Origin of the sequence: Microbacterium sp. CBA3102, from assembly GCF_007954505.1 — a bacterium.
Lineage (GTDB): Bacteria > Actinomycetota > Actinomycetes > Actinomycetales > Microbacteriaceae > Microbacterium > Microbacterium aurugineum.
Genome location: NZ_CP042412.1, coordinates 2,283,852 through 2,310,776, shown reverse-complemented (window position 1 = coordinate 2,310,776; position 26,925 = coordinate 2,283,852). Strand labels below are relative to the sequence as shown.

Here is a 26,925-nt window from a genome sequence, read left to right as displayed (position 1 = left end):
GCAGGTGACAGACTGGAGGGATGAGCACCGGAGAACGCGACACGATCGCAGAGCCCACCGTCGAAGCGTCTGTCGAGAACAGCAACACGAACCGCAAGCAGCCCTTCCCGCAGGGGTTCCTCGACACCATCTCGACGGGATGGGCCGAGCGTCCGGAAACCCTTCCCGCTCCGCGTGCGCAGGCACCGTACGCCGCCGCCCGTCGAGCCGCGGTCTCTGCCGCCTTCCCCGGGAAGCGTCTCGTCATCCCCGCAGGATCGCTCAAGCAGCGCAGCAACGACACCGACTACGTCTTCCGGGCACACTCCGCCTTCGCCCACCTCACGGGGTGGGCCGCGGATGCCGAGCCCGACTCGGTCCTGGTCTTCGCGCCGACCGACACGGGGCACGACGTCACCCTCTTCTTCCGCGAGCGCGCCGACCGCACCACGACGGAGTTCTACGCCGACGCCACGATCGGTGAGTTCTGGATCGGCCCACGCCCGTCCCTGGACGGTGTCGCGGCCGACCTGGAGATCGCGACCGCCCATCTCCACGAGCTCGAGGCCGTGGAGGGAGAGCTCGTGCTCGACGAGGACGAGACCCTCACCCGTTTCGTGTCCGAGCTGCGCCTCATCAAGGATGAGTTCGAGATCGCCGAGATGCGCCGTGCCGTCGAGATCACCGCGAACGGCTTCGACGACATCGTCCGCGAGCTTCCGTCCGCCGTCGCGCACGCCCGCGGCGAACGTGTCGTGGAGGGTGTCTTCCACCGCCGCGCCCGTGAAGACGGCAACGGCGAGGGCTACGACACGATCGCGGCGTCCGGTCCGCACGCCTGCTACCTGCACTGGACCCGCAACGACGGCACCGTGGCCCCGGGCGATCTGATCCTCGTCGACGCCGGTGTCGAAGCCGACAGCCTGTACACGGCGGACATCACCCGTACGCTGCCCGTCTCGGGAACCTTCACCGAAGTGCAGCGCCGGGTGTACGAGACCGTGCGCGAGGCCGCCGACGCCGCATTCGCCGCTGCGCGGGTGGGCGTCCGTTTCCGCGACGTGCACGCGGCCGCCATGAAGGTCATCGCTGCACGCACCGCGGAGTGGGGCCTGCTGCCGGTGACCGCCGACGAGGCGATCGACGCGGACAAGGGCGGCCAGCACCGTCGGTACATGGTGCACGGCACCTCCCACCACCTCGGCATCGACGTGCATGACTGCGCGCAGGCGCGCCGCGAGATGTACTACGACGGCGTCCTGACACCCGGCATGGTGTTCACGATCGAGCCCGGGCTGTACTTCCAGATCGACGACCTGACGGTGCCCGCAGAGCTCCGCGGCATCGGCGTGCGGATCGAGGACGACATCCTGATGACCGAGGACGGCCCCGTGAACCTCTCGGCCGATATCCCCCGCACGGCCGACGAGGTCGAAGCATGGATCGCCCGGCTCCAGAGCTGACCTCGGCGGATGCACGACGGTGAGCTCGCGCTCGAGACCGAGGTCGCGGCACGGCTGATCGCGCGCCGCTTCCCCGAGCTGCGCCGAGAGGAGCTGCGACCGGTCTCGTCCACCGGGACGGTCAACAGGATCATCCGGGTAGGCGACGGCCTGGTCGCCCGCTTCCCGCGCCTCGCGGCATCGGAGCCCACTCTCGCGCGTGAGGCCGCGGCGCTCGATGAGTTGGCCGCAGCGAGTCCGTTCCCCGCCCCGCGTTCCTACGGGATCGCTGCCGCGTCGGAAGAGTTCGACTCGGCCTGGGCCGTCCAGTCCTGGATCGACGGCGAGCCGCCGGGCCCCGTGCGTGCTGCCGCGTCGGAAGCCTTCGCTCACGATCTGGTCGTCCTCATCCGTGCACTGCGCGCGGTCGACGTGCGCGGACGGGTGTTCGACGGGAACGGTCGCGGCGGGCGACTCGGCGACCACGATGAGTGGGTCTCGGAGTGTCTGTCGCGGAGCGCACACCTGATCGACGTGGCACGCACCGCGATGCTCTGGGCGGCCCTGTGCGCGCTTCCGCCCGCCGACGCTCCGCTGATGTGCCACCGCGACCTCACGCCGTTCAACCTCCTGGTCATCGAGCGCGACGACGAGGTCCGGCTGGCGGGCGTGCTCGACGGCGGGGACTTCGGACCTGCGGACCCTGCGCTCGACCTCGTCGCCGCCTGGCACCTCCTCGATGCCCCGACACGACGCCTCGTCCGCGACGGTGTCTCCGCCGGCGAGGCCGAGTGGCAGCGGGGTGCCGGGTGGGCCCTGCAACAGGCGCTGGGCCTCGGGTGGTACTACGAGAAGTCGAACCCGCAGATGAGCGCGCTGGGGATCTCCACCGTCCGCCGCGTGCTCGCGGACCCCGAGCTGTCGATGCTCGTCGGCTGAGAGTCAGTCGACAGCATGTCCGAGGGCGAACTCGGCCACGATCGGGGCGAGCGACGCACCGATCTGCTCCGCGGGGAGCTTGCGCCCCTTCACCTCGAACGTGTGCCCGCCGCCCTCGATCCAGACGATCCGGGCTTCTCGACAGGTCGCGACAGCCTGTTCGAACTGCGAGATCGGCTGGATGAAGGAATCGTTCGTCCCCTCCACGAAGAGCTGTGGCACGGTGATCGCGGGCAGGTGCTCGACCCGCGGCTTCTCCGGCCGTCCTGGCGGATGAAGGGGATAGCCGAGATAGACGAGTCCGTCCACCCGTAAACCCTCCGCGACCGCCATCGATGCCATGCGTCCGCCGTAGGACTTCCCCGTCGCCCAGATCGTCGCCGCGGGGTCTGATGTGCGCGCGAACGTCGTGACCGCGTTCCAGGTGGCGATCGCATGCGCGGCCGGCCCCGGCATCCGCCGCCCCTGCTGCACGTACGGGAAGTTGAAGCGCAGTGTCGAGAAGCCGATCGCGCGGAGTGCCTCGACGTACCCGGTGAGGAAGGGATGGTCCTTTCCCGTTCCCGCACCGTGGGCGACGATCACCGTCGCCCCGTTGTCGCCGCGCGTCCAGTCGGCCGACACGACGGTGGTTCCCTTCGGCAGCGCGACCTGGATCTCGACCATCAGGAGGAACGTCCGGGGATCGTCGTCACGCCCGCTCGCCCGGGGCGCCTTCTGCACCCGGCGTCGCGTCGGGCTCGATCGGTGCGGGCGTCCCGGGCTCGGGCGTACCCGGCTCCGGATCGGCGGCCGGTTCGGCAACGGGGTCTGCCGGCCGCGGGGGGATCACGGGCTCCTCGGGTGCCGGCGCCGTCGCGCCAGGCGTGATCCGTTCTCCGTATCGCGGCGGCTCGTCGAGGTTCACGGGAGGCCGGACCGGAGCGACGCGCGTCGCTCCGAGAACGTCGCGAGCCTTGGCGAGCGAGGCGGCCTGGACGGTGACCTCGTAGTGATCCGCCGCGAACTGCGTGACGCTCGCGAAGTCGCGACGACGCCGGACGATCGCGTAGGTCACGAGACTCAGGAGCATCCCGACCGCGACGCCGATGAGGACGAAGCCGACGAAGAGCTGGATCGGGACCTCCGGGTTGCCGAGCACGAGGATCGCGGAGAGGAACAGGCCGATCAGGACTCCGTTGATGGCTCCGGAGCGGGCGGCAGCGGCGTATCCGAGCTTGCCGGTCACGCGCTCGACCGTCCGCACGCTCTGCCCGACGATCGCGATGTCCCGTGCTGGGACCTCCCCGGCGATCAGCTTCGAGACGGTCTTCTGTGCGTTCTCGTAGTCGCGCGTGGAAGCGACGATCTCGCCGGTCTCCGAGCTGTTCGCGGGGCGGTTCAGCATACTCATCCGACTATTCTTCCACGCGCACCGTCAGACCGCCCGAGGCGCGGCCATCCCGCCGATGACCGGGCCCGCCGACTACTCTGGAGGGGTGAGCACACAACGGGTTTTCGCCGCGCGCCTGGCCGGGTGCGCCGTCTTCGATCCCGTCGGCGACCGGCTCGGCAAGGTCCGGGACGTCGTCGTGGTGTACCGAAGTACCGCGGCACCCCGCGTGATCGGTCTCGTGGTCGAGATCCCGGGACGACGACACGTGTTCCTCTCGATCGGCCGCGTCACATCGATCCGCTCCGGTCAGGTCATCACCACCGGACTCATCAACGTGCGACGCTTCTCTCCGCGGGCCGGCGAGGTGCGGGTGCTCGCGGAGCTGCTCGGAAGACGCGTCAGCTTCGCCGACGGCAGCGGTACCGCCGTGATCGAAGACGTGGCGATCGAGCCCAATCGCCTCGGGGAATGGGCCATCAGCCAACTCTTCCTGCGCCGGCCGAAGACCAGCGCCTCGCCCTTCGCGAAGGGGCCCACGACGTTCGCCGCGTGGAACGAGGTCGCCGAGGAACGCGCGCCGGGCGAATCCCAGTCCGCCGAACAGCTCGTCGCTTCGTACTCCGAGCTGCATGCCGCCGACCTCGCGAACACTCTTCTCGATCTGCCGCAGCAGCGGATGATCGAGGTCGCCGAGGAGCTCTCGGACGACCGCCTCGCCGATGCCCTCGAGGAGATGCCCGAGGACGAGCAGGTGCACATCCTCGACCGGCTCGGCGACGAGCGCGCGGCCGACATCCTCGACCAGATGGAGCCGGATGATGCCGCCGACCTGCTCGCCCAGCTCACCCCGGACCGCCTGGAGCAGCTCCTCGAACTGATGGAGCCCGAGGAGGCCGAGGACGTCAGGATGCTGCTGCGCTACGGCCCGGACACCGCCGGCGGTCTGATGACCCCGGAACCCATCATCCTGTCGGCCGATGCGACCGTCGCCGAGGCCCTGGCTCTGATCCGGCGCCACGAGCTGCACCCGGCGCTGGCCGCGGCCGTGTTCGTGACACTCCCCCCGTTCGAGACGCCCACCGGTCGCCTGCTCGGGCTCGTGCACTTCCAGCGGATGCTGCGCTATCCCCCGCATGAACGACTCGGAGCGATCCTCGATGACAGCCTCGAGCCCGTTCCCGTCACCGCGTCGGCGGCCGAGGTGGCGCGTCTGCTGGCGAGCTACGACCTCGTCTCGTTGCCGGTGATCGACGCAGCCCATCGGCTCGTCGGCGCCATCAGCATCGACGACGTGCTCGACTATCTCCTCCCCGATGACTGGCGTTCACAGGACAGCGACGACATCGCCGCCGCTGCGAAGGAGACGAGCTGATGGCCCGCGAGTCGCGTCTGGACGCGCCGGGACGCAGCACGGCCCGCCCGCGCACCACCTCTCGCGACCGCTTCGGACGGTTCACCGAGTGGGTCGCGCGGGCGATGGGGACGCCGGCGTTCCTCGTGATCCTCAGCCTGTTCTGCGTCGTCTGGATCGTCTGGAACACCCTGATGCCCGAGCATCTGCGTTTCGATGATGCGGCGCTCGGGTTCACGGCCCTGACACTCATGCTCTCGTTGCAGGCCTCCTATGCCGCACCGTTGATCCTACTCGCGCAGAACCGCCAGGACGACCGCGACCGGGTGCAGATCGAGCAGGACCGCCAGCGCGCCGAGCGCAACCTCGCCGACACCGAATACCTGGCCCGCGAGATCGTGGCACTGCGCATGGCGCTCGAGGAGCGCAACTCGCAGACCGTGACCCGAGACGTGCTGCGCCAGGAGTTGAAGACCCTGCTCGCCGAACTCGAGGACACCGACGACAGGGCATCGGGGGGCGCCGCATCGTGACCGAGGCCGACCTCGTCCGCACCGCGGTCTCCGCCGTGACGGACCCGGAGTTGCGTCGACCGATCGGCGAGCTCGACATGGTGCGCGACATCTCCGTCGACGGTGCCCACGCCCAGGTCGGCATCGTGCTGACGATCGTGGGCTGCCCCGCCGCGGCCCGAATCGAAGCCGACGTGCGACAGGCCGCGGCGTCCGTCCCCGGCATCGCTGACGTCGACGTCGAGGTGGGCGTGATGACCCCCGCCGAACGCAAGGCGCTGACCGAGAAGCTGCGCGACGGTCGCCCGGCACGGCACATGCCGTTCGGCCCCGACTCCCTCACCCGCGTGATCCTCGTCTCGAGCGGCAAGGGCGGAGTGGGCAAGTCGACGGTCACCGCCAACCTCGCGGTCGCCCTCGCCGACCAGGGGCTCTCGGTCGGACTCGTCGATGCCGACGTGCACGGCTTCTCCATCCCCGGTCTCCTCGGGATCCCGGCCGGGACGCAGCCGACCCGCATCGACGACCTGATGCTGCCACCGGTGGCCCACGGCGTGAAGACGATCTCGATCGGGATGTTCCTGCGCGACGGCGAGTCTGTCGTGGCCTGGCGGGGGCCGATGCTGCATCGCACCGTGTCCCAGTTCCTCACCGACGTCTTCTTCGGCGACCTCGATGTGCTCCTCATCGACATGCCGCCCGGCACGGGCGACATCGCCATCTCGATCGGACAGCTGCTCCCGCACGCCGAAGTCCTGGTCGTGACGACTCCGCAGACCGCTGCCTCCGACGTGGCGATCCGCAGCGGTCTGGTGGCACGGCAGACCGGTCAACAGGTGATCGGCGTGGTCGAGAACATGGCCGCGTACACGCTCCCCGACGGAACCGTGCTGGACCTGTTCGGGTCGGGCGGAGGAGCGGCCGTCGCCGATGCGCTCTCCGAACCGGACGAGGTCGTCCCGCTGCTGGCCTCGATCCCCCTGAGCCCTGCGCTGCGCCAGAGCGGAGACGCCGGCGCGCCCCTCGTCTCGGGGGCAGCCACGGATGCCGCCGCCACCGCGATCCACGACCTCGCTCGCGCGCTCACCCGGCGAGGACGCGGCCTCTCCGGCCGTTCGCTGCCGATGACCGTCGGCGGACCACGCAAGGAAGAGTGACCGATGCCTCCCCGCTCCCTGATGATCGACGAGGGGCTGCTGCAGCGGATGGCTCGCGATGCGGCGATCTACTCGCTGACCCGGCCGGCCGCCATCGTCATGTGGGTCGCACTCGCCGGCGCGCTGACGCTCAGCATCCTGAATCTGAGCACCCCCCTGCCCGCGGGCGCAGAACCGCCGTTCGGCGCGGGCTGGATGCCGCTGCTGATCATCGGTCTCGCGGTGTTCGCCGTCGTGATGTCGGTGTCGTCGGCCCGCCAGGCCGTGCGGACGGCGATGCCCGTCGAGACCGTGGTGTGGGCACAGCTCGAAGACGACGTGCTGAGGCTGGGCAGCGGCAGGAGACAGTCGGAGATCGCCTACGGGACGTTCCAGAGCATGCGCGTGGGCAGGGATGCGGTGCTGCTCAAGGTGCGTGGGACGAGCGCGGCGACCGCCATCCCCCGTGCCCTGCTCAGCGACGCGGACATCGCGACCCTGCGCTCACGGATCTCCTGAGAGCCCCTTCGCGCCTGAAGGTCAGGTGGCCTCGGGATCGAACGGGGGGCGGTTCGTCGCGCTGAACTCCTGCGGGGCGGCGCGGGGGGCGATGGGCTCGGCGATCGTCTCCTTGGCCTGTACCGGCGTCGCCGGCTGCGGCTCCTCGAACAGGGCGTCGCGGATGATCCGACGCGGGTCGTACTGACGGGGGTCGAGCTTTCGCCAGTCGACGTCGTCGATCTCGGGCCCCATCTCCTGGCGCATCCGACTCTTGGTGTCGCGAAGGTATTCGCCGGCCTTGCGGACCATGCGGGAGAAGCTCTCGGCGGCCCGCGGAAGACGCTCAGGACCGATGATCAGCACCGCGATGAGGCCGATCAACAGCATCTTCTCGAAGGTGAGCCCGAACGTCATCTCTACAGGCTACCGCCGCGCCTGCGGTCCCCGCGCGCGACGAGCGAATACGCTGGAGGGAATCACCGGGCAGGCAGGGAGAACAGGCCATGAGCGAGCACGACGCGAACGCGCGTTTCCTTCGCGAGTCCATAGTGGAGCCGGACTCCATCGCCCGCGCTCGGGCACATGCGGTCGAGCTGGGCGCGATGCCGGTCAGCACGGTCGTCGGCTCCCAGATCGCCGTGCTCGCCGCCGCGACGGGTGCGCGGTCGATCGTCGAGATCGGCACCGGTGCCGGTGTCTCCGGCCTCTGGCTCCTGCGCGGTGCCCCCCACGCCGTGCTCACCACGATCGACAACGAGCCCGAGCACCTCGCAGCGGCACGTCAGGCGTTCGCCGATGCGAGGGTCCCCTCCACGAGGGTCCGTTTCATCACGGGACGCGCCATCGACGTGCTGCCTCGGATGAACGAGGCTTCCTACGACATCGTGCTGGTCGACGCCGACCCCGAGCACATCATCGAGTACGTCGAACACGGGCTTCGTCTCGCCCGCACCGGCGGCCTGGTGCTGGTCCCCCGCGTCCTCGCCGGCGGCCGCGTCGCCGATCCCGTCCAGCGCGACGAGATCACGTCCGCCTACCGTTCCCTGGTGCAGGAGACGCAGGAATCGTCGGCAGTGCTCGCGACCGTATCCCCTGCCGCCGAAGGCCTGCTGCAGCTCATCAGCCTCCCCGAGCGCGACTGAGCCCTCCGCACGGATCGCTCCCGAAGAGCCCGGAATCGACGAAGGGCGGTGGATCCGAGGATCCACCGCCCTTCCGGATCCGCGGACGCGGATCCGAGATCGATCAGGCCGGTGCCACGACGGCGGCCAGCACGTCGTGAAGCTCCTTGGCCTCTGCGTCGTTCACGGAGACGACCAATCGGCCGCCGCCTTCGAGTGGAACACGCACGATGATGAGTCGTCCTTCTTTCACGGCCTCCATGGGTCCGTCTCCGGTCCTCGGCTTCATCGCTGCCATCGTGGCTCCCTTTCCTCCGGTGGTATGGGATGAGTTTATCGGGTGTCACCGGGACCTGGAGGTCACCGAGCAACAATTGGGTCGAGCTTCACGATCACGGCACCTGCCAGAACGTGTTCCCGAGCGCGTACATGTGGTAGATCCAGAACCACTGACCGACGAGACACAGCGCGAGGATCCCGAGCCTCCAACGCCGTGAGCGCGGGACGGCGACCGCACCCCACATCGGGCTGAGCGGCAGGAGCAGACGGAAGGTGCTCGACTGGGGGAAGAACACCGCGAGCAGGTAGAGCAGGTAACTCGCGCTCCACAGCCGCAGGTCTCCGCCCAGGGCACGGACCTGCGGGGAATACAGCAGCGTGGCCGCGAGCCCGACGACCAGCAGCGCCAGTGCGATCGGCCCCCACCACTGCGGAAGCCCCCAGAAACCGAACCAGAACTGCGCTGCCTGGACCCAGCCTTCGAACGGGACGAAACCGTCGACACCACCGACGATCCAGTGGCGGCGCCATGCGAGTTCGGTGGCGAGGTACGCGCCGGGGTCGCCGGTGACGATGCCGGCGATCACCTGCCAGGCGAAGCCGGTCACGCTCGCCAGCGCACCCAGCGCGAGGATGTGCGCGATCTCGCGACCGGACAGCGGATCCTCCTGCCGGCGAACCCATCGCATGATCCCGCGCAGCCCCAGGTAGAGGGCGAAGGCGAGTACACCGGGGCGGGTGAAGGCCATCACCGGGATGAGCACGTAGAGCCAGGAGTAGCGGTGCGCGGCAGTCGCGTCGAGTGCGAGGAACAGCAGCAGGAGGAAAAGAGTCTCGGCGTAGCCGACCTGGAACATGGCCGCGATGGGCCCGGCGGCGAAGAAGACGACCGCCCAGGTCGCCGCGCCGCTTCCGATGCGCTTACGGAGCAGGCGGTGCAGGGCGAGGCAGGCGAGGTACCCGGCGACGAACGAGATCACGAGAGCGCCGACGCCCCACGAGCCGAACAGGAACCCGACCGTCTTGGCCGCATAGGCGAACACCGGCATGAACGCCCAGGCGTTCTCGGCGACCTCCCCGGAGTCGGTCAGGGGGAGGTCGGTCGGATACCCGTTCTCGGCGACGAGCCAATACCACTGGGCGTCCCAACCGAGGATGAAGTCGACGACGCCCGCGTCTGCACCGAACCGAGAGGCCCCGGTCGACAGGGAGCCCGCCACGAGGAAGAAGGCGGTGGTGACCACCCGCGCACCGAGATAGATGAAGGCGATGCGCAGTGCGAGCGGTGTCTGCGCCCACCGGCGGGCCGCACTCAGTGCGAAGCGAGCCATACGCGCAGGCCCCGCTCCACGGCGTCGATCTGCGCGAGCGGCACGCGCTCCTCGTCGTGGTGCGCGAGGTGCGGGTCGCCCGGGCCGTAGTTCACCGCGGGGATGCCGAGGGCCGAGAACCGGGCGACATCCGTCCATCCGTACTTCGGTCGCGGCTCCGCGCCGACAGCAGCCACGAACTGCTTCGCGATCTCGGCATCGAGCCCGGGGCGCGCACCCTCGGCGGCGTCCGTGATCTCGATGTCGAAGCCCGCGAGAACACCGCGGAGATGGGACTCGGCGTCCGCAGCCGACTTGTTGGGAGCGAAACGGTAGTTGACCTCGACCTCGCAGGCATCGGGGATGACGTTCCCCGCGACGCCACCCGCGATGCGCACGGCGCTCAGGCTCTCACGGTAGAGCAACCCTTCGACCAGCACCTCCTTGGCGCGATACTCCGCCAGCCGGGTGAGGATGGGCGCGGCACTGTGGATCGCGTTCTCGCCGATCCAGGCGCGGGCACTGTGTGCTCGCACGCCGGTCGTCCGGACGAGCGCCCGGAGGGTGCCGTTGCAGCCCCCCTCCACCTCACCGTTGGACGGCTCTCCGAGGATCGCGAAGTCCGCCTGGAACAGATCGGGACGAACGGCCGCGAGCAGCCCGAGACCGTTCTTTGAGGCTTCGATCTCCTCGTTGTCGTACCACATCCAGGTGATGTCGACGGCGGGAGCGGTGAGCTCGGCCGCGAGTTTCAGCTGCACGGCGGTGCCGGCCTTCATGTCGACCGTGCCGCGTCCCCACAGGTAGGGCACTCCGTCGATCTCGATGTCCCGCGTCGGGAGGTTCGCATTGATCGGCACGGTGTCGATGTGACCGGCGATCGCGACGCGCTGCGCACGGCCGAGGTCGGTGCGGGCGACGATCGTGTTCCCGTGCCGGAAGACCTCGAGATGGGCCAACGGCGAGATCGCGGCCTCGATCGCATCGGCCAGCGTCTTCTCGTCGCCGGAGACGCTCGGGATGTCGCAGATCGCACGAGTGAGTTCGACGGAGGACGCGGTCAGATCGAGCACCATGCGTCCAGCCTACTTACCTCGTCATGCGTGAAGTCGTCGCCGGCCGGGCGCGATAGCGTGGAGGGATGAGCGACGCACGCACGGTATGGGGTAACGGACTGACCACGATCGCCGGGGACGGCACGGTTCTCGATGCCTGGTACCCGGAGGTGCGACGCGGGGAGCTCGTCGCGGATGAGGCGGGCGTCGCCGCACTCGAACCCCTCGTCGGACGCGACGAGCGACGAGACGTCACGGTCGAGGTCGTGCAGCTGCAGATCAACCTCGACGAGGCTCCCGCCTCCACCGCCGACGCGTATCTGCGTCTGCACGCGCTCTCGCACCTCGTGGCGCGTCCCAACGAGCTGAACCTCGACGGCATCTTCGGACACCTGCCCAACGTCGCCTGGACGAACGCCGGACCGGTGCACCCCGACGTCGCGGCGCGTCGTCGTCCGCACCTCCAGCGCGCGGGCATTCAGGTGCAGGGGCTGGACAAGTTCCCCCGTCTGACCGACTACGTCCAGCCGGCCGGCGTGCGCATCGCCGACGCGTCCCGCGTGCGTCTCGGCGCCTACCTCTCCCCCGGCACGACGGTGATGCACGAGGGCTTCGTCAACTTCAACGCCGGCACTCTCGGTGCCTCGATGGTCGAGGGGCGCATCTCGCAGGGTGTCGTCGTCGGGGACGGCAGCGACATCGGCGGTGGCTCCTCCATCATGGGCACCCTCTCGGGCGGCGGCACGCACCGGGTGTCGATCGGAGCGCGCACGCTCCTCGGCGCCAACGCCGGCATCGGCATCTCGCTCGGCGATGACTGCATCGTCGAAGCGGGCCTCTACGTGACAGCCGGCACCAAGGTCGTGCTCGCCGACGGTCCTGCGACGCCGGATGGCGGGCGGCGGACGGTGAAGGGTGCGGAACTCTCGGGCCAGGACGGACTGCTGTTCCGCCGCAACTCGCTCAGCGGGGCGGTCGAGGCTGTGCGACGGGCGGGCGTCGGAGTGACGCTGAACGAGGCGCTGCACGCCTGATCCGCCGTCGACGACTCGCGCACGCAGCGGGCATGCAGCTGACGGCATGCCCGCGCTGATAGACTGACCTCGTTGCACGGACCGCCGGTCCCACAACATCGTCGTCGTCACGGGGTCTCCGAGGACCGAAGCGAGCGGAACTGCTCCCATCACCAGCATCAGCTGGCCTTTCGAACGGCGAATCGATGCGCAATTCCTGCGCCGTCGCCCACCTCACCCCTTATCTCGCGCCGTTCACTCGTGCGCTGACGGAGTTTCTGCATGTCTACTTTCCTTGAACTCGGCGTTCCCGCCGAGCTCGCCGCCGTTCTCGCCGACTCCGGCAAGACCGAAGCGTTCGCCATCCAGCGCGACACGCTCCCCGACTCCCTTGCCGGACGCGACCTCCTGGGGCGCGGACGCACGGGCAGCGGCAAGACCATCGCCTTCGCGCTCCCGCTCGTCGCGCGACTCGCCGCGTCCGGGGGGCAGCGCCGCGCAGGCCTGCCGCGCGGACTCGTCCTCGCTCCGACCCGAGAGCTCGCAACCCAGATCGCTGCGACGATCGCTCCTCTCGCCGAGGCCGCGGGCCTGCGCGTCACGACCGTCTTCGGCGGCGTCAGCCAGCGTCCGCAGGAGCAGGCGCTGCGCGGCGGCGTCGACATCGTGGTCGCCTGCCCCGGTCGACTCGAAGACCTCATGAAGCAGCAGGTCGTGCGCTTGAGCGCGATCGAGGTCACCGTGCTGGACGAGGCCGACCACATGGCCGACCTCGGCTTCCTCCCCGGTGTCACCCGCATCCTCACGGCGACCCCGGCCGGCGGTCAGCGCCTGCTGTTCAGCGCGACGCTCGACCGCGGCATCGACACCCTGGCCCGCCGCTTCCTCTCGAACGCGGTCAGCCACGAGGTCGACGAGGAGAGCGTGCCCGTCGGCGAGATGACGCACCGTGTGCTCGTGGTCGACTCGACCGACAACAAGACCGCGCTCGTGCGCGACCTCGCATCGGGCACCGGGCGCCGCATCCTCTTCACCCGCACCAAGCACCAGGCGAAGAAGCTCGCGAAGCAGCTCACCGCTGCAGGCATCCCCGCGGTCGACCTGCACGGGAACCTCTCGCAGAACGCTCGCGAGCGCAACCTCGGCGCATTCTCCGCGGCGCCGGAGGACGGCGGCGTGCGCGTGCTCGTCGCGACCGACGTCGCTGCGCGCGGGGTGCACGTGGACAACGTGGACCTCGTGGTGCACGTCGACCCGCCCGTGGAGCACAAGGCGTACCTGCACCGTTCCGGTCGCACGGCGCGCGCCGGAGCCGCCGGTACGGTCGTGACCGTCGTGCTGCCCGAGCAGCGTCGTGACGTCAAGGATCTGCTGCGCAAGGCCGCCATCAGCGCTCCGCTGGAGGACGTGACCACGGCGGCCGTCACCGCTCTCGTCCCCGAGCGCGCACCGCACGTGCGCCCGGCCCCGGTGCAGGCGCCGCAGCAGCAGCGTCAGTCCTCGAAGCAGCGTCCCGCGGGCGGCGAGCGGAACGGGGCGGCGAACCCGCCTTCTCGTCGTCGTCGCCGTCCCCGCTCCGGCGCATCCGGTGCCGGCCAGGGCGGAGGCTACTCCACGCAGAGCGGCCAGTCCCGTCAGGGCGGCGCCCGGGGGCGCTGACGCATCCCGCTCCACCCCTTTTCACGTCGAGGCCCCCTCAGCGCGTCGACGCCCCCTCTGACAGTCGTCAGTGTGAGGGGGCGTCGGCGGGCAGAGGGGGCCTCGACCGCTTACGGCCGCGCGCGGCCGAGACTCAGCGGGTCGGGAAAGAGCGCTCCGAGGATCCGGTGTACAGCTGCTGCGGGCGGCCGATCTTGGTCTGCGGGTCGAGCTGCAGCTCACGCCACTGCGCGAGCCAGCCGGGCAGACGTCCGATCGCGAAGAGCACGGTGAACATCCGCGTGGGGAAGCCCATCGCCTTGTAGATCACACCCGTGTAGAAGTCGACGTTCGGGTACAGGCGACGCTCGCGGAAGTAGTCGTCGGCGAGCGCGAGCTCCTCGAGCTCCTTGGCCAGGTCGAGGAGGGGATCGGTCACGCCCAGCGAGGAGAGCACCTCGTCGGCCGCGTCCTTGACGAGCTTGGCGCGCGGATCGTAGTTCTTGTAGACCCGGTGCCCGAAGCCCATCAGCTTCACGCCCTCTTCCTTGTTCTTCACCCGCTCGACGAAGCGCGAAACGCTCTGACCGGAGTCACGGATCTGCCCGAGCATGGTCAGCACAGCCTCGTTCGCGCCGCCGTGAAGGGGGCCGGAGAGAGCCTGGATGCCGGCGGAGATCGACGCGAACTGGTTCGCACCGGTGGAGCCCACGAGGCGGACGGTCGAGGTCGAGGCGTTCTGCTCGTGGTCTTCGTGCAGGATGAGGAGCAGCTCGAGAGCCTTCGACATCACCGGGTTGACCTCGTACTCCTCGCTGTGCACACCGAAGTTCAGCTTCAGGAAGTTGTCCACGAAGCTCAGCGAGTTGTCGGGGTAGAGGAAGGCCTGGCCGACGCTCTTCTTGTGCGCGTACGCCGCGATCACCGGAAGCTTGGCGAGCATGCGCACCATGTTGAGTTCGACGTGCTCGGGGTTGTGCGGGTCGGTCTGACCTTCGTAGTAGGTCGAGAGCGCCGCGACCGCCGACGACAGCACCGACATCGGGTGCGCCGTGTGCGGCAGGGCGGAGAAGAAGCGCTTGAGGTCTTCGTGCAGCAGCGTGTGGCGGCGGATCTTCTCGTCGAACTCCGCGAGCTCGGATGCCGAGGGCAGTTCGCCGTAGATCAGGAGCCAGGCGACCTCGAGATAGCTGGTCGATCCCGCCAGTTGTTCGATCGGGTATCCGCGATAGCGCAGGATGCCCTTGTCGCCGTCGATGAAGGTGATCTCGGACTTCGTCGACGCGGTGTTCACGAAGCCGTAGTCGAGGCCGGTGTAGCCGGTCTGACGGGTCAGCGTCGAGAAGTCGATGCTGTCGTGCCCCGCCGTGCCGCGCAGTACCGGGAATTCGGCGGTCGTCTCACCGATCGTCAGCTTCGCCGTCTGGTCTGCCGCTGCACTCACGCGGACCTCCTCCTGGTGTCCGCCCCCGCTCGTCGCGGTGGAGTCGGACATGATCTTGATCAAGTCGGAACTGGCGATCTCACGGCGCTGAGGCACCAGGTCGGGTCACGACCGAATCGCTTTTACAGCCTAGTAGGCACTCCGGCCTACTGTGACATCCGCCAAACAGACGGCCACTTCAAGGGGATAACCTACAGAGCTTCGACAGTGAGGCGTCGCGCCGCCTCGAGGATGCGCTCGGTCGGGGCGGTGAGGGCGAGCCGGACATGCTGCGCGGCGTCAGCACCGTAGAACGGCCCCGGGCCCGCGAGGATGCCGAGCTCAGCGAGCCTCGCCATCGAATCCCAGGCATCCCGTCCCTCCGTCGCCCACAGGTACAGCCCCGCTTCTGAACCATCGATACGGAAGCCGGCCGCTGCGAGCGCAGGACGCAGCGCATCCCGCCGAGCGCGATAGAGCTCCTTCTGCGCCGCGACGTGCGCGTCGTCGCCGAGGGCCACCGCCATGGCGTGCTGCACCGGAGCGGGCGGCATCAGGCCGAGATGCTTGCGCGCCGTGAGGAGGTCGCCGACCACGCGCGCACAGCCGGCGACGAACGCGGCGCGGTAGCCGGCGAGGTTCGACTGCTTGCTCAAGGAATACACGCTGAGCAGATTCGCGCGGCTGCCACCGGTCACCCGCGGGTCGAGGATCGACGGAATCGGCGAGGCGGCCCATTCGCCATCCCACCCGAGTTCGGCATAGCACTCGTCGCTCGCGAGCACGGCGCCGAGTTCACGGGCGCGACGCACGGCCGCGGCGAGCTCGTCCACCGTCCAGGTGCGGCCGTCCGGGTTGCCCGGGGTGTTGATCCAGATGAGCTTCGTGCCCTCCGGCCAGTCCGCGGGGTCGTCGGCGGGGAGCGGTGTCGCGCCGACGACGCGGGTGCCGACCTCGTAGGTCGGGTACGCCACTCGGGGGTGCACGACGATGTCGCCCTCCCCCAGACCGAGCAGCGTGGGCAGCAGCGCGACGAATTCCTTGGAGCCGATCGTGGGCAGGACGTTGTCGACGCGGAGGTCGGGCACACCGCGGCGGCGCGCGTACCAGTCGACGATCGCCTCGCGCAGGGTCGGCGTGCCGACCGTCTGCGGATAGGCGTGGGCGTCGGTCGCCTCGGCGAGAGCGCGCCGGATGATGTCGGGAGTCGGATCCACCGGCGAGCCGATGGAGAGATCCACGATCCCTTCCGGGTGGCGGGCCGCACGCTCGCGGAACGGGACGACGGCATCCCAGGGGTAGTCGTCGAGGTCTCGGACGCTCACAGCGCGCGCCTACTCGCCCTGCGGCGGGAGCGCGGCGACGATCGGGTGATCGAACGCGTAGACGCCGACCTTCGCCGCGCCTCCGGGAGATCCGATCTCGTCGAAGAACTCGACATTGGCCTTGTAGTAGTCCTGCCACTCGTCGGGCAGGTCATCCTCGTAGTAGATGGCTTCCACCGGGCACACGGGCTCACAGGCGCCGCAGTCCACACACTCGTCGGGATGGATGTACAGCGAGCGTTCGCCCTCGTAGATGCAGTCAACGGGGCACTCGTCGATGCAGGCTCGGTCCTTGACATCGACGCACGGGAGGGCGATCACATACGTCACCGCTCCAGTCTACGACTCGCGCGCCTCGGATTCCTGCGCGGCGGGTGCCTCCGTGCGCACCGGGACCCGCGAGAAGGAGGGCCAGGCGACGACCAGGAGCACGATTCCCGCGACCACGTACGTCCAGATCTGACCGCTCAGCGAGTCCGGCACGACCACGGACCCGCCGGGACCCACGCCGGAGATCAGCACCAGCATCCCGATCATCCCCAGTCCGGCGGCGACCGCTGCCCCTCGGTCGTGGGTGAGCGCGCGCACGGCGACGAGGATCGCTGCGCACGCGATCGCAGCGACGATCAGTCCGATCGGGATGGGCCCCCACATCACACTGTGGGCGATGGTGCCCGCCACGCCGTAGACGCCGCCCACCAGGGCTGCAGCCACCCAGGACAGCACTCTCGACAACCAGCTCACGCGCACCCGTTGAGCTTACCGGCGCCGGCGGTGTGCCGACGAGATCCGGGGTTCACGATGCGAGGCCGAAGACGCGCAGCAGGGCCGCCACCAGTGCAGCAGCCACCACGACGACGAGGAACGACTGCCGCAACCACAGGAGTCCCCCGGCGACCAGCAGAGCGGGCACACGCGCATCGACCATGATGGCCTGTCCGTCACCGAGGGTCTGCACGGCGACGAGCGCCGCGAGGAGGGCCACGGTCAGCAGATCGGAGATCCGGGCGACGCGGGGCTCTTCGAGTACCGAAGACGGCACGAGATAGCCGGCCGCCTTCATGGCGAGACAGATCACCGCCGCGAGGAGGATCGCGCTCCAGAGGCTCATGAGGGGGCCTCCGCGCCATCCAGCGGCTCCTCGGCCGGCGACACGGGTCGTCCGAGCCAGTTGAACCAGCCGACGGCGATCGCGACCACGGCCGCGACGAGCACCGGAAGGCCCGGCATGAGGAACGGAGTGAACGCGGCGGCGACCACGGCGGCCGCCACCCCCACCGCGATGGCCTGCCGCTGCCGGAGCCGCGGCCACAGCAGCGCGAGGAACGCCGCGGCGGCTGCAGCGTCCAGCCCCCACGTCTTCGGATCCCCCAGCACGTCACCCACGAGCGCGCCGACGAGGGTGGTGATGTTCCAGCCGATGAAGATACCGACGCCGGTCACCCAGAAGCCGATCTGCCGCAGCCGCGGGTCGCTCTGCGAGATCGCCACCGCGGTCGATTCGTCGATCGTGAAGTGCGCCGCGATCGCCTTGCGCCCGGGCCCTCCCCCGACGATCGGCGACATCCGCATTCCATAGGCGACATTGCGCACCCCGAGAAGGGCCGCCGACGCGATGGCCGAGGGCAGGGCAGCGAGACCGCCGGCCGTGAAGACGCCGACGAACGCGAACTGCGAGCCGCCGGTGAACATCAGCAGGCTCAGGACGCAGGTCTGCCAGACATCCAGGCCGGAGGCCACGGCCAACGCACCGAAGGAAACCCCATAGGCACTGGTCGCGAGCACGACACCGAGCGCCTCGCGCCAGACCTCACGCTCCGCGGTCATGGCGCCGATCGCATCCAGGTGTTCGCTTCAGTGAACGCATGACCATCATTCTGAACATTTCTGAATGCATAGTCAAGCGAACGATCGTTTGACATGATGAACACATGGAGGATCTCCGCACACGTCTCGCTCGAACCCTGCGCCGCGAAAGGGAGGCCGCGAGCCTGTCGGTCTCGGAGCTCGCCCGGCGAGCCGGGGTGTCCAAGGCCACTGTCTCGCAGCTCGAGAGCGGCTCCGGGAACCCCAGCGTCGAGACGCTGTGGGCACTCGGAGTGGCACTCGGCGTGCCGTTCGCGGTGCTCGTCGACCAGCAGGCCAACGCCCCGACCCTGATCCGTGCCGACGACCTGGCCGGCGTTCCCTCCTCCGCCGCGGCCTACAGTGCGACCCTGCTCTCTGCCAGCCCTCCGGGAGCACGCCGCGATGTGTACCTGATCCAGGCCGACCCGGGCGATCCCCGCCTATCGGACCCTCACCACCCGGGCACGATCGAGCACGTGATCCTGGTCGCCGGCGAGGCGCGGGTCGGACCCGCGGGCGAACCCGTGGCCCTCCACCCCGGCGACTACCTCACCTATGCCGGCGATGCCCCGCACATCTTCGAGGCGACGAAGCCCAACACGAGCGCCGTGCTCATCTCCGAATTGCGCTGAACGAGGGGCGACCGCGCCGGGTCAGTACCAGTTCACGGCCTGGGAATGCCCCCACGCGCTGCACGGGGTGCCGTACACCGAGGAGATGTACCCGAGCCCCCAGGCGACCTGGGTGGCGGCGTTGGTCTGCCAATCGGAACCGGCTGACGCCATCTTGCTACCGGGGAGCGCCTGCGGGATCCCGGTGGCGCCGCTCGGGTTGTACGCCTGGTAGTTCCACCCGGATTCCTTGTTCCACAGGGAGTCCAGGCAGGAGAACTGGTCGCCACCCCATCCGTAGGTGCTCGACATGAGCTGCCGTGCGGTGGCCTTGGCACCCTCCGGCGTGTTGGCTGCGGCCAGGGCGGCCGCCGCCTGCTTCTCCGCCGCGGCCCGAGCGGCGGCCTCCTCTGCGGCGATCCTGGCCGCCTCTTCCGCTGCGCGCTTCTGCTCTGCAGCATCGAGCGCACTGCGCAGCTCTGCGGTCTCGGCGACGACATCTGCCGTCTCCCGCTTCGCCTCCTCGGCGACGGGGACGACCAGGAGCACCGGAGTCACGTCGAGCTCTTCGAGCTTGTCGATGTCGCTCTCCAGATCGGAGGTGTCGACGGACGACGTGGTCTCGAGGTCGAGGCCCGAGCTGACGACCTCGCCGTTCAGCGTCTCCGCCGCGACGACCGCGACCTTCGCCTGCGTCAGCGTCGCGGACGCGACTTTCGTGATCTGCGCCAGGGGCTCCGCACCGGAACGGACAGCCGAGGTGACGGCGGAGGGGATGTCCACCGCACCCGACGCGGGCACGGACGCGAGACCGACGCTCACGGTGATGCCGACGAGAGCGGCCGCCGCCACTCCGAGGACGGACAGGGGACGGTGGATCGCTGTGCGGGCTGAGGCCGCTGCGGAGGCGCGCCGAAGCGCACGAGTCTTCTGAAGCATGGGGTCGACTTTCGGGTTGTCGTACGCCGTTGCAGGAGACTCATCGGGAGCTCGTCCCCGGCGCAGTGAACCACCCTGACTCACGAACCTGAACGAAAACCATCCCTCACCTGGGATTTACATGAGAAGAGGGTCTCGCACGCGCCATCCGGCGGTGCGAGACCCTCTCACTCGGAGCGTGTCCGAGGCTGGTGTCAGACGTTCGCGTCCTGACGCTTCAGGCGAGCCGTCTCCCGTGCACGGGTGTTCGCATCGAGGTTCACCTTGCGGATGCGGACGACCTCCGGGGTCACCTCGACGCACTCGTCATCGCGGGCGAACTCCAGGCTCTCCTCGAGCGTCAGCTGACGCGGGGGCGTCATCGACTCGAACGTGTCGGAGCTGGCCGCACGCATGTTGGTGAGCTTCTTCTCCTTGGTGATGTTCACGTCCATGTCGTCGGCGCGCGAGTTCTCGCCGATGACCATGCCCTCGTAGACCTCCTGCGTGGGCTGCACGAAGAACGACATGCGCTCCTGCAGGGCGATCATCGCGAACGGGGTGACCACGCCCTGGCGATCGGCGACGATCGAGCCGTTCTGACGAGTGGTGATGGAGCCCGCCCACGGCTCGTAGCCGTGCGAGATCGCGTTCGCGATGCCGGTGCCGCGCGTGGTGGTGAGGAACTCGCTGCGGAACCCGATCAGGCCACGCGACGGGACGATGAACTCCATGCGCACCCAGCCGGTGCCGTGGTTGGTCATGTTCTCCATGCGACCCTTGCGGTTCGCGAGCAGCTGGGTGATCGCACCGAGGTGCTCTTCCGGGGTGTCGATGGTGAGGTGCTCGAAAGGCTCGTAGGTCTTGCCGTCGATCTTCTTCGTGACCACCTGCGGCTTGCCGACCGTGAGCTCGAAGCCCTCGCGACGCATGTTCTCGACGAGGATGGCGAGGGCCAGCTCTCCACGGCCCTGCACCTCCCAGGCGTCCGGGCGTCCGATGTCGACGACCTTGAGCGAGACGTTACCGATCAGCTCCTTGTCGAGACGGTCCTTGACCATGCGAGCGGTGAGCTTGTGGCCCTTGACCTTGCCCATGAGCGGCGAGGTGTTGGTGCCGATCGTCATGGAGATGGCGGGGTCGTCGACCGTGATCGCCGGCAGCGGACGCACATCCTCGGGGTCGGCGATGGTCTCACCGATCGTGATGTTCTCGAATCCGGCGATGGCGACGATGTCGCCGGGGCCGGCGGAGTCGGCCGGGTAGCGCTCGAGAGCACGGGTCTTCAGGAGCTCCGTGATGCGCGCGTTGCTGGTGGTGCCGTCGGCACGGACCCAGGCCACGGTCTGGCCCTTCTTCAGCGTGCCGTTGAAGACGCGGAGCAGAGCGAGACGACCGAGGAAGGGGCTGGAGTCGAGGTTCGTGACCCAGGCCTGCAGCGGGTGCTCGTCGTCGTACTCCGGAGCGGGAACGTGCTCGAGGATCGCCTCGAACAGCGGCTCGAGGTCGTCGTTGTCCGGCAGCGAGCCGTCGGCGGGACGATTCTGCGATGCGGCACCGGCGCGACCGGAAGCGTAGACGACAGGCACGTCGAGCAGCGCGTCGACATCGAGGTCGGGCACGTCGTCGACCAGGTCGGAGGCGAGACCCAGGAGCAGGTCGTGTGCCTCCTCTTCGACCTCCGCGATACGGGCGTCGGGACGATCAGTCTTGTTGACCAGGAGGATCACGGGAAGCTTGGCCTCGAGCGCCTTGCGCAGCACGAAGCGCGTCTGCGGCAGCGGGCCCTCACTCGCGTCGACGAGCAGCACGACACCGTCGACCATGGACAGGCCGCGCTCGACCTCGCCCCCGAAGTCGGCGTGACCGGGGGTGTCGATCACGTTGATCGTGATCTCCTCGCCGCCTGCGTGCTTGCCCTTGTACGTGATCGCCGTGTTCTTGGCGAGGATCGTGATGCCCTTCTCACGTTCCAGATCGTTCGAGTCCATGGCGCGCTCATCGACGTGGGCGTGTTCACCGAAGGAGCCCGTCTGACGCAACATGGCGTCGACGAGAGTGGTCTTGCCGTGGTCGACGTGCGCGACGATCGCGACGTTGCGGAGGTCAGAGCGAAGGGCGTGCGCCATGCAGGTGTCCTAAAAGATGTGGGGTTTCGCCGGGAAGCCGACGTTCCAGGATAACGCAAGCACAGAGCTTGTTCCTGAAAGCAGGTCGTAGCATCGAGATCGTGACCAGACCGCAGGCTCCGTGGGACCTCCCCGACCTCTCCCCCGCCCCGTCCCGTGCGCGACTGTGGTGGGAGATCGCGATCGTCCTGGCGCTCGGCCTCGGACAGTCCGCCGTGTATGCGATCGTGCAGCTCGTCTACCGGCTCACGGATGAGGTCCCGATCGCCGACCAGGTCGCGAAGCTGAACCCGTCCCGGAGCGACCGCGAGATCTTCGACCTCATCTACCAGGTGCTCGCGATCGGGTTCTCCCTGATCCCGGTGGTGCTGGTGTGCTTCCTGCTCTGGCACTCACGGCGCCCGCATCTGGCACGGCTGGGTCTGGACGGCACCAGGTCAGGACGCGATGTCGGTCGCGGAATCCTGCTCGTCCTCGCGATCGGCATCCCCGGCCTCGGTCTCTACCTCGCCGGTCGCGCTCTGGGACTCACCGTGGCCATCGACCCCGCGGGGATCGACGCGTATTGGTGGACCGTTCCCGTCCTGCTGCTGGCCGCGGCCCGCGCATCGCTGCAGGAGGAGTTCGTCCTGCTCGGCTATCTCTTCACCCGGCTCCGTCAACTCGGCTGGAGTCCGTGGACGATCATCGTCTCCACGGCGGTGCTGCGGGCGAGCTACCACCTCTATCAGGGGTATCCGGCGTTCCTCGGCAACCTGGCGATGGGCCTGCTCTTCGGCTGGCTGTATCAGCGCAGCGGACGCCTCCTGCCGTTCCTGGTCGCACACTTCGTGATCGACGCCGCCGCATTCGTGGGGTACCCCTGGGCGGCGGCGACGTGGCCCGCACTGTTCGGGCTTCCCGGCTGAGTCGATCAGACCGAAGCGGAACCGGCGAGGAGGATCGCGACGACCGCCCAGATCACGATCACCACGAGCGCGATGACCGCCGGCCGATCCCACTCGCGTCGGATCGGCGCATCGGACGCGGGCGCGGCGTCCCAGAGGTCGCGGATGTCCGTGAGTGCGTGAAGGCCGGATGACGGCTTGGGTTCGGCGTCCTCCCCGCGACCGGGGCGAGGTGGCCGGGCGCGGGCGGGTCCGCCGTAACAGCTGACCTCGCGCCCGTCGTCCAGGGAGAACAGCAGCTGCCACCGCAGGTCGACGTCGCGCACGCGACTCCAGTCGAAGCGCGTGCGGCGGAGCATGTTCTGGACGACGACACCGTGGGCATCCACGCGGACATACGAGACGTAGCTGATCTCGTACACGATCCAGAGGGCGAGCAGCACCCACGGAGCGACGAGCAGCATCTGCTCCCAGCTTCCCCGAACGGCGGTGTCGCCGAGCAGGAACAAGGCCAGGAGGGCGCTGAAGACGAGGACGACCACGCCCGAGGGCGCGCGGTATGTGCGCGCGCCCTCGGGTTGTTGCGATGAGGTCACGCTCCGGCGCCTCCGAGCGTGAGGGACGCACCCGGGATCGCCTGGAGGAGGCGCTCGGTGTACTCCTCCTGCGGATTCGCGAAGATCTCGTCGACGGTGCCCTGCTCGACGATCTTCCCCTTCTCCATGACGCAGACGAGGTCGCTCGACACGCGGACGACGGCGAGGTCGTGCGTGATGAACAGATACGTCAGGCCCAGCTCGGACTGGAGGTCCGCCAGGAGTTTCAGGATCTGATCCTGCACCAGCACGTCCAGCGCGGACACGGCCTCGTCGAGGACGATGATGTCCGGCTTGAGCGCCAGGGCCCTGGCGATCGCCACGCGCTGGCGCTGTCCGCCTGAGAGCTCGTTCGGATAGCGACTCGCAAGGGCCTGCGGGAGGGCGACCTGCTCCAGCAGTTCCTTGACACGAGCCCGCTGCGACGCCTTGTCGCCGACACCGTGGATCTGCATGGGTTCGGCGATCGTGCTGCCGATGTTGCGCAGCGGATCGAGCGAGCCGTACGGGTCCTGGAAGACCGGCTGCATCCGACGACGGAGACCGAAGGACTGCGCGCGCGACAGGTTGGACACGTCGCGGCCGTCGATCTCGATCGTGCCGCTGGTGGGATCCTCCAGCTTGAGCACCATCTTCGCCACGGTCGACTTGCCCGAACCGGACTCGCCCACCAGCGCGAGGGTCTTGCCGCGCGGGATCTCGAAGGACACATCGTCCACTGCACGGAAGGCTTCACTGCGGAAGTTCCCCTGGCGGATCTTGTAGTCCTTGGTCAGCCCTGCGACGCGAACGGTCGGCGGGATCGCGGCGAGGTCTTCGCGCGTCTCGATGCCGCGGTCCGCGACCACGGCCTGGATCCGCTTCGACGCCACACTCGGTGCCGCCGCGACCAGCCGCTTCGTGTACGGGTGCTGCGGATCCTCGAGGATCTGTCGGCTCGGACCCGCCTCGACGATGTTGCCGCCGTTCATCACGATGATCTTCTCGGCGCGTTCCGCCGCGAGTCCCAGATCGTGGGTGATCAGCAGCACCGAGGTGCCCTTGTCCCGCGTGAGCGTTGCCATGTGGTCCAGGATCACGCGCTGCACCGTGACATCGAGAGCCGATGTCGGCTCATCGGCGATCAGCAGCTTCGGATTGGCTGCGAGCCCGATCCCGATCAGCGCCCGCTGGCGCATGCCGCCGGAGAACTGATGCGGATACTGGTGCAGTCGGCGCTCAGCATCTGCGAGCCCCGCCTGCTGCAGCACCTCGACGGTCCGCGCCTTGACCGCGGCACGGCCCTGGGCGATGCCGTTGGCTCGGACGGCCTCCTTCACCTGGAAACCGATGCTCCACACCGGGTTCAGGCTCGACATCGGGTCCTGCGGCACGAATCCGATGTCGCGCCCACGCACCGACTCGATCTCCCGGCGGCCGAGGCTCGTGAGTTCACGTCCCTCCAGCGTGACGGATCCCTTCGTCACCACGCCGGTGCCGGGAAGCAGGTTCACGATGGCCGTGGCGGTGGTCGACTTGCCGGAGCCCGACTCACCGACGATCGCGACGGTCTCGCCGGGCATGACGTCGAAGCTCACGCCGTGGAGGACCTCGCGCATCCCCTCCTGAGAGCGGAAGGCGACCGTGAGGTCGCGCACGCTCAGCAGCGGGGTCTGATCAGCAATACGATCGCTCATCGCCGAGCCCTCGCCTTCGGGTCGAGGGCGTCTCGGATGAGCTCACCCAGAGTCACGAACGCGAGCACCGCCAGGGTGAGCGCGATCGACGGATAGATGAGCGCCATCGGAGCGACGCGCAACGAGGCCTGCGCCTTGCCGATGTCGAGGCCCCAGGACATCACGTCACTGCCGAGACCGACACCGAGGTACGACAGGGTCGCCTCGGCGACGATCGCCGCCGCGAGCCCGAGGGTCGAGACCACGAGCAGCGGCGCGAGGGCGTTCGGGATGACGTGGCTCACGAGGATCCGGAACTTCGACTGCCCCACGGCCTGTGACGCCATGACGAAGTCCGCTTGGCGGACCCTCAGCACTTCTGCGCGGACCACACGGGCTGTGGAAGCCCAGGCGAACCCACCGATCGCGAAGGCGAGCGTCCACACGGAACGGGAGTCCCGGAAGACGGTCATCACGACCACGGCGGCGAGGATGTAGGGGATCGCGAAGAAGATGTCGCCGACGCGCGAGAGCACCGAGTCGAGCCATCCTCCGTAGAACCCCGCGAGCGCCCCCATGATGAGGCCGAGGATCGACGCGATCACCGTGGCGATCAGGCCGACCGCGAGCGACGTCTGCGACCCCCAGACGATACGGGAGTAGATGTCGCAGCCCTGGAAGGTGAAACCCAGCGGGTGCCCCTCGGTCGGGCCGCCGTTGCTGTCTGACAGGTGACAGTCGCTGTTCGGCGGCACCTGTGTGAACAGCGTGGGCCACAGCGCCATCAGCAGGAAGACGAGCGCCAGCACCACCGAGAACCAGAACAGCGGGCGCTTGCGCAGGTCACGCCAGGCGTCTCGCCACAGGTTGCTGGGCTTGTCGGCGATGCGCACGGCGTCGACGTTGACGGATTCCGTCTCGACGGGAGCAACGTAGTGCTTCTGAGTGGTGGGATCAGGCATAGCGAATCCTCGGGTCGAGCAGACCGTAGAGCAGGTCGATGACAAGGTTGACCAAGACGTAAAGGATCACGAAGACCGTCACGAACGAGACGACGGTCGGACCCTCACCGCGCTGAATCGCCTGGAACAGCGTGTTTCCGACGCCCGGGACGTTGAAGATGCCCTCGGTCACGGTCGCGCCGACCAGCAGCACACCGAAGTTGGTGGCGGAGTTGGTGATGACGGGGATCAGCGAATTGCGCAGCACGTGCACGGGCAGCACGCGATTGCGTGACAGCCCCTTGCTGTACGCCGTGCGCACCCAGTCCTGGTTGAGCGTGTCGATCACGGAGCTGCGCATCAGACGCATGCTGACCGCATAGAGACTGAAACCGAGGACTATGGCCGGAAGCCACAGACCTCCCCAGTCGTTGTCCGCGCCCACGGTCGGTTTGAACCAGCCGAGCTGGATCGCCAGGAAGTACTGGGCGAGGAAGGCGACGACGAAGATCGGGATCGCGATCGCGACGAGCGCGATCATGAGCGAGACGTTGTCGAAGAACTTTCCCTTGCGCAGCGCCGAGATCGTGCCGATGACGATGGCGAGGAAGAACTCGATGCCGATCGCCATGACGGCCAGGCGCCCCGTCACAGGAAGCGTCGCCGCGAGAACCGCGGAGACGGGCCTCCCGGAGTAGGTGGTGCCGAGGTCACCCTGGAATACGCCGGTGATGTAGTACCAGTACTGCACCAGGAACGGCTGGTCGAGGTGATACTGCGCGCGCAGCTGTTCGATGACCGCCGGGTTCGGGGTCTTGTCACCGAAGAGCGCGAGGATCGGGTCGCCAGGCATGGCGAACACGAGGAAATAGATGAGCAGGGTGGCTCCGAAGAAGACCGGGATCACCTGCAGAAGACGTCTCAGAATGTAACCGAGCATC

The 26,925-nt window shown here is 68.6% G+C and carries 29 protein-coding genes; 11 read left to right on the top strand and 18 right to left on the bottom strand.

Going from position 1 to position 26,925, the window contains the following annotated elements:
- The first annotated feature begins 20 nt into the window (after positions 1–20).
- On the top strand, positions 21–1,442 hold the full coding sequence (locus FGL91_RS11050; RefSeq protein WP_153243847.1) for an aminopeptidase P family protein: 1,422 nt from the start codon (positions 21–23) through the stop codon (positions 1,440–1,442).
- A 9-nt stretch (positions 1,443–1,451) separates the two neighbouring features.
- Positions 1,452–2,360 carry a phosphotransferase gene (locus tag FGL91_RS11045; RefSeq protein ID WP_153243846.1) on the top strand — a complete coding sequence of 303 codons (909 nt, stop codon included), beginning with the start codon at positions 1,452–1,454 and terminating at the stop codon, positions 2,358–2,360.
- A gap of 3 nt (positions 2,361–2,363) precedes the next feature.
- On the opposite strand, the gene FGL91_RS11040 is transcribed toward FGL91_RS11045, so the two are convergent.
- Together FGL91_RS11040 and FGL91_RS11035 are read right to left on the bottom strand one after the other, a co-directional pair.
- The gene (locus FGL91_RS11040) at positions 2,364–3,026 is read right to left on the bottom strand and encodes an alpha/beta family hydrolase (RefSeq protein ID WP_153244730.1); all 663 of its coding nucleotides are present in this window, start codon (positions 3,024–3,026) and stop codon (positions 2,364–2,366) included.
- A 25-nt stretch (positions 3,027–3,051) separates the two neighbouring features.
- The gene (locus FGL91_RS11035; RefSeq protein ID WP_194239202.1) at positions 3,052–3,753 is read right to left on the bottom strand and encodes a general stress protein; all 702 of its coding nucleotides are present in this window, start codon (positions 3,751–3,753) and stop codon (positions 3,052–3,054) included.
- An 85-nt stretch (positions 3,754–3,838) separates the two neighbouring features.
- On the opposite strand from FGL91_RS11035, the gene FGL91_RS11030 reads away from it, so the two are divergent.
- The 4 genes from FGL91_RS11030 to FGL91_RS11015 are packed head-to-tail and all read left to right on the top strand — an operon-like array spanning position 3,839 to position 7,253.
- The gene (locus tag FGL91_RS11030; RefSeq protein WP_153243845.1) at positions 3,839–5,107 is read left to right on the top strand and encodes a magnesium transporter MgtE N-terminal domain-containing protein; all 1,269 of its coding nucleotides are present in this window, start codon (positions 3,839–3,841) and stop codon (positions 5,105–5,107) included.
- Positions 5,107–5,619 carry a DUF1003 domain-containing protein gene (locus FGL91_RS11025; RefSeq protein WP_047523065.1) on the top strand — a complete coding sequence of 171 codons (513 nt, stop codon included), beginning with the start codon at positions 5,107–5,109 and terminating at the stop codon, positions 5,617–5,619. The genes FGL91_RS11030 and FGL91_RS11025 overlap by 1 nt, the downstream gene beginning before the upstream one ends.
- Positions 5,616–6,755 carry an Mrp/NBP35 family ATP-binding protein gene (locus tag FGL91_RS11020; protein ID WP_047523066.1) on the top strand — a complete coding sequence of 380 codons (1,140 nt, stop codon included), beginning with the start codon at positions 5,616–5,618 and terminating at the stop codon, positions 6,753–6,755. The genes FGL91_RS11025 and FGL91_RS11020 overlap by 4 nt, the downstream gene beginning before the upstream one ends.
- Before the next feature lie 3 nt (positions 6,756–6,758).
- The gene (locus tag FGL91_RS11015) at positions 6,759–7,253 is read left to right on the top strand and encodes a YcxB family protein (RefSeq protein WP_153243844.1); all 495 of its coding nucleotides are present in this window, start codon (positions 6,759–6,761) and stop codon (positions 7,251–7,253) included.
- Positions 7,254–7,274: 21 nt separating this feature from the next.
- Here the strand turns inward: FGL91_RS11015 and FGL91_RS11010 are convergent, their stop codons facing one another.
- The gene (locus FGL91_RS11010) at positions 7,275–7,649 is read right to left on the bottom strand and encodes a twin-arginine translocase TatA/TatE family subunit (protein WP_131491909.1); all 375 of its coding nucleotides are present in this window, start codon (positions 7,647–7,649) and stop codon (positions 7,275–7,277) included.
- Positions 7,650–7,738: 89 nt separating this feature from the next.
- Here FGL91_RS11010 and FGL91_RS11005 point away from each other — a divergent pair, with 89 nt between their 5' ends.
- Positions 7,739–8,377: an O-methyltransferase gene (locus FGL91_RS11005; RefSeq protein ID WP_131491908.1), complete on the top strand. Its 639-nt coding sequence runs from the start codon at positions 7,739–7,741 to the stop codon at positions 8,375–8,377.
- A gap of 103 nt (positions 8,378–8,480) precedes the next feature.
- Here the strand turns inward: FGL91_RS11005 and FGL91_RS11000 are convergent, their stop codons facing one another.
- From FGL91_RS11000 to dapE, 3 genes are all read right to left on the bottom strand, one after another.
- On the bottom strand, positions 8,481–8,654 hold the full coding sequence (locus FGL91_RS11000) for a DUF3117 domain-containing protein (RefSeq protein ID WP_017203323.1): 174 nt from the start codon (positions 8,652–8,654) through the stop codon (positions 8,481–8,483).
- A 94-nt stretch (positions 8,655–8,748) separates the two neighbouring features.
- On the bottom strand, positions 8,749–9,966 hold the full coding sequence (locus FGL91_RS10995) for a hypothetical protein (RefSeq protein WP_153243843.1): 1,218 nt from the start codon (positions 9,964–9,966) through the stop codon (positions 8,749–8,751).
- Entirely contained in the window at positions 9,948–11,021 is a 1,074-nt protein-coding gene (gene dapE / locus FGL91_RS10990) for a succinyl-diaminopimelate desuccinylase (protein ID WP_131491906.1), read from the bottom strand. Before dapE ends, FGL91_RS10995 begins: the two co-directional genes overlap by 19 nt.
- Positions 11,022–11,086: 65 nt before the next feature.
- Between dapE and dapD the strand changes: the two genes are divergently transcribed.
- Both dapD and FGL91_RS10980 read left to right on the top strand, forming a co-directional pair.
- Positions 11,087–12,034 (top strand): 2,3,4,5-tetrahydropyridine-2,6-dicarboxylate N-succinyltransferase, encoded by a 948-nt coding sequence (gene dapD / locus FGL91_RS10985; RefSeq protein WP_153243842.1) that lies wholly within the window; start codon positions 11,087–11,089, stop codon positions 12,032–12,034.
- Positions 12,035–12,295: 261 nt separating this feature from the next.
- Positions 12,296–13,672, top strand: a complete 1,377-nt coding sequence (locus FGL91_RS10980) for a DEAD/DEAH box helicase (RefSeq protein WP_153243841.1) — start codon at positions 12,296–12,298, stop codon at positions 13,670–13,672.
- A gap of 133 nt (positions 13,673–13,805) precedes the next feature.
- On the opposite strand, the gene FGL91_RS10975 is transcribed toward FGL91_RS10980, so the two are convergent.
- From FGL91_RS10975 to FGL91_RS10950, 6 genes are all read right to left on the bottom strand, one after another.
- Complete coding sequence (locus FGL91_RS10975; RefSeq protein ID WP_372491360.1) at positions 13,806–15,146, bottom strand: citrate synthase; 1,341 nt, start codon at positions 15,144–15,146, stop codon at positions 13,806–13,808.
- A 140-nt stretch (positions 15,147–15,286) separates the two neighbouring features.
- Entirely contained in the window at positions 15,287–16,399 is a 1,113-nt protein-coding gene (gene dapC, locus FGL91_RS10970; protein ID WP_153243840.1) for a succinyldiaminopimelate transaminase, read from the bottom strand.
- Between the two features lie 9 nt (positions 16,400–16,408).
- Positions 16,409–16,729, bottom strand: coding sequence for a ferredoxin (fdxA, locus tag FGL91_RS10965; RefSeq protein WP_131491902.1), 321 nt, complete (start codon positions 16,727–16,729; stop codon positions 16,409–16,411).
- A 9-nt stretch (positions 16,730–16,738) separates the two neighbouring features.
- A complete protein-coding gene (locus tag FGL91_RS10960; protein ID WP_227991515.1) occupies positions 16,739–17,143 on the bottom strand; it encodes a histidinol dehydrogenase in 405 nt (134 codons plus the stop codon).
- 52 nt (positions 17,144–17,195) lie between these two features.
- Positions 17,196–17,510, bottom strand: coding sequence for an AzlD domain-containing protein (locus tag FGL91_RS10955; protein ID WP_047523077.1), 315 nt, complete (start codon positions 17,508–17,510; stop codon positions 17,196–17,198).
- Complete coding sequence (locus FGL91_RS10950; RefSeq protein WP_153243838.1) at positions 17,507–18,226, bottom strand: AzlC family ABC transporter permease; 720 nt, start codon at positions 18,224–18,226, stop codon at positions 17,507–17,509. The genes FGL91_RS10955 and FGL91_RS10950 overlap by 4 nt, the downstream gene beginning before the upstream one ends.
- Before the next feature lie 104 nt (positions 18,227–18,330).
- Here FGL91_RS10950 and FGL91_RS10945 point away from each other — a divergent pair, with 104 nt between their 5' ends.
- Entirely contained in the window at positions 18,331–18,879 is a 549-nt protein-coding gene (locus tag FGL91_RS10945; protein ID WP_153243837.1) for a helix-turn-helix domain-containing protein, read from the top strand.
- 21 nt (positions 18,880–18,900) lie between these two features.
- Here FGL91_RS10945 and FGL91_RS10940 read toward each other — a convergent pair whose 3' ends face one another.
- On the bottom strand, positions 18,901–19,797 hold the full coding sequence (locus FGL91_RS10940; RefSeq protein ID WP_194239201.1) for a phospholipase: 897 nt from the start codon (positions 19,795–19,797) through the stop codon (positions 18,901–18,903).
- Between the two features lie 194 nt (positions 19,798–19,991).
- Complete coding sequence (gene typA / locus FGL91_RS10935; protein ID WP_047522661.1) at positions 19,992–21,905, bottom strand: translational GTPase TypA; 1,914 nt, start codon at positions 21,903–21,905, stop codon at positions 19,992–19,994.
- 101 nt (positions 21,906–22,006) lie between these two features.
- On the opposite strand from typA, the gene FGL91_RS10930 reads away from it, so the two are divergent.
- On the top strand, positions 22,007–22,813 hold the full coding sequence (locus FGL91_RS10930) for a CPBP family intramembrane glutamic endopeptidase (RefSeq protein ID WP_153243836.1): 807 nt from the start codon (positions 22,007–22,009) through the stop codon (positions 22,811–22,813).
- 5 nt (positions 22,814–22,818) lie between these two features.
- On the opposite strand, the gene FGL91_RS10925 is transcribed toward FGL91_RS10930, so the two are convergent.
- From FGL91_RS10925 to FGL91_RS10910, 4 genes are read right to left on the bottom strand one after another with little or no spacing between them, the layout of a single operon-like run.
- Positions 22,819–23,388 carry a PH domain-containing protein gene (locus FGL91_RS10925; RefSeq protein ID WP_153243835.1) on the bottom strand — a complete coding sequence of 190 codons (570 nt, stop codon included), beginning with the start codon at positions 23,386–23,388 and terminating at the stop codon, positions 22,819–22,821.
- Positions 23,385–25,064 (bottom strand): dipeptide ABC transporter ATP-binding protein, encoded by a 1,680-nt coding sequence (locus tag FGL91_RS10920; RefSeq protein ID WP_153243834.1) that lies wholly within the window; start codon positions 25,062–25,064, stop codon positions 23,385–23,387. The genes FGL91_RS10925 and FGL91_RS10920 overlap by 4 nt, the downstream gene beginning before the upstream one ends.
- Positions 25,061–26,005, bottom strand: a complete 945-nt coding sequence (locus FGL91_RS10915; protein WP_134353355.1) for an ABC transporter permease — start codon at positions 26,003–26,005, stop codon at positions 25,061–25,063. The genes FGL91_RS10920 and FGL91_RS10915 overlap by 4 nt, the downstream gene beginning before the upstream one ends.
- Positions 25,998–26,924: an ABC transporter permease gene (locus FGL91_RS10910; protein WP_131491894.1), complete on the bottom strand. Its 927-nt coding sequence runs from the start codon at positions 26,922–26,924 to the stop codon at positions 25,998–26,000. The genes FGL91_RS10915 and FGL91_RS10910 overlap by 8 nt, the downstream gene beginning before the upstream one ends.
- Position 26,925: the final 1 nt, after the last annotated feature.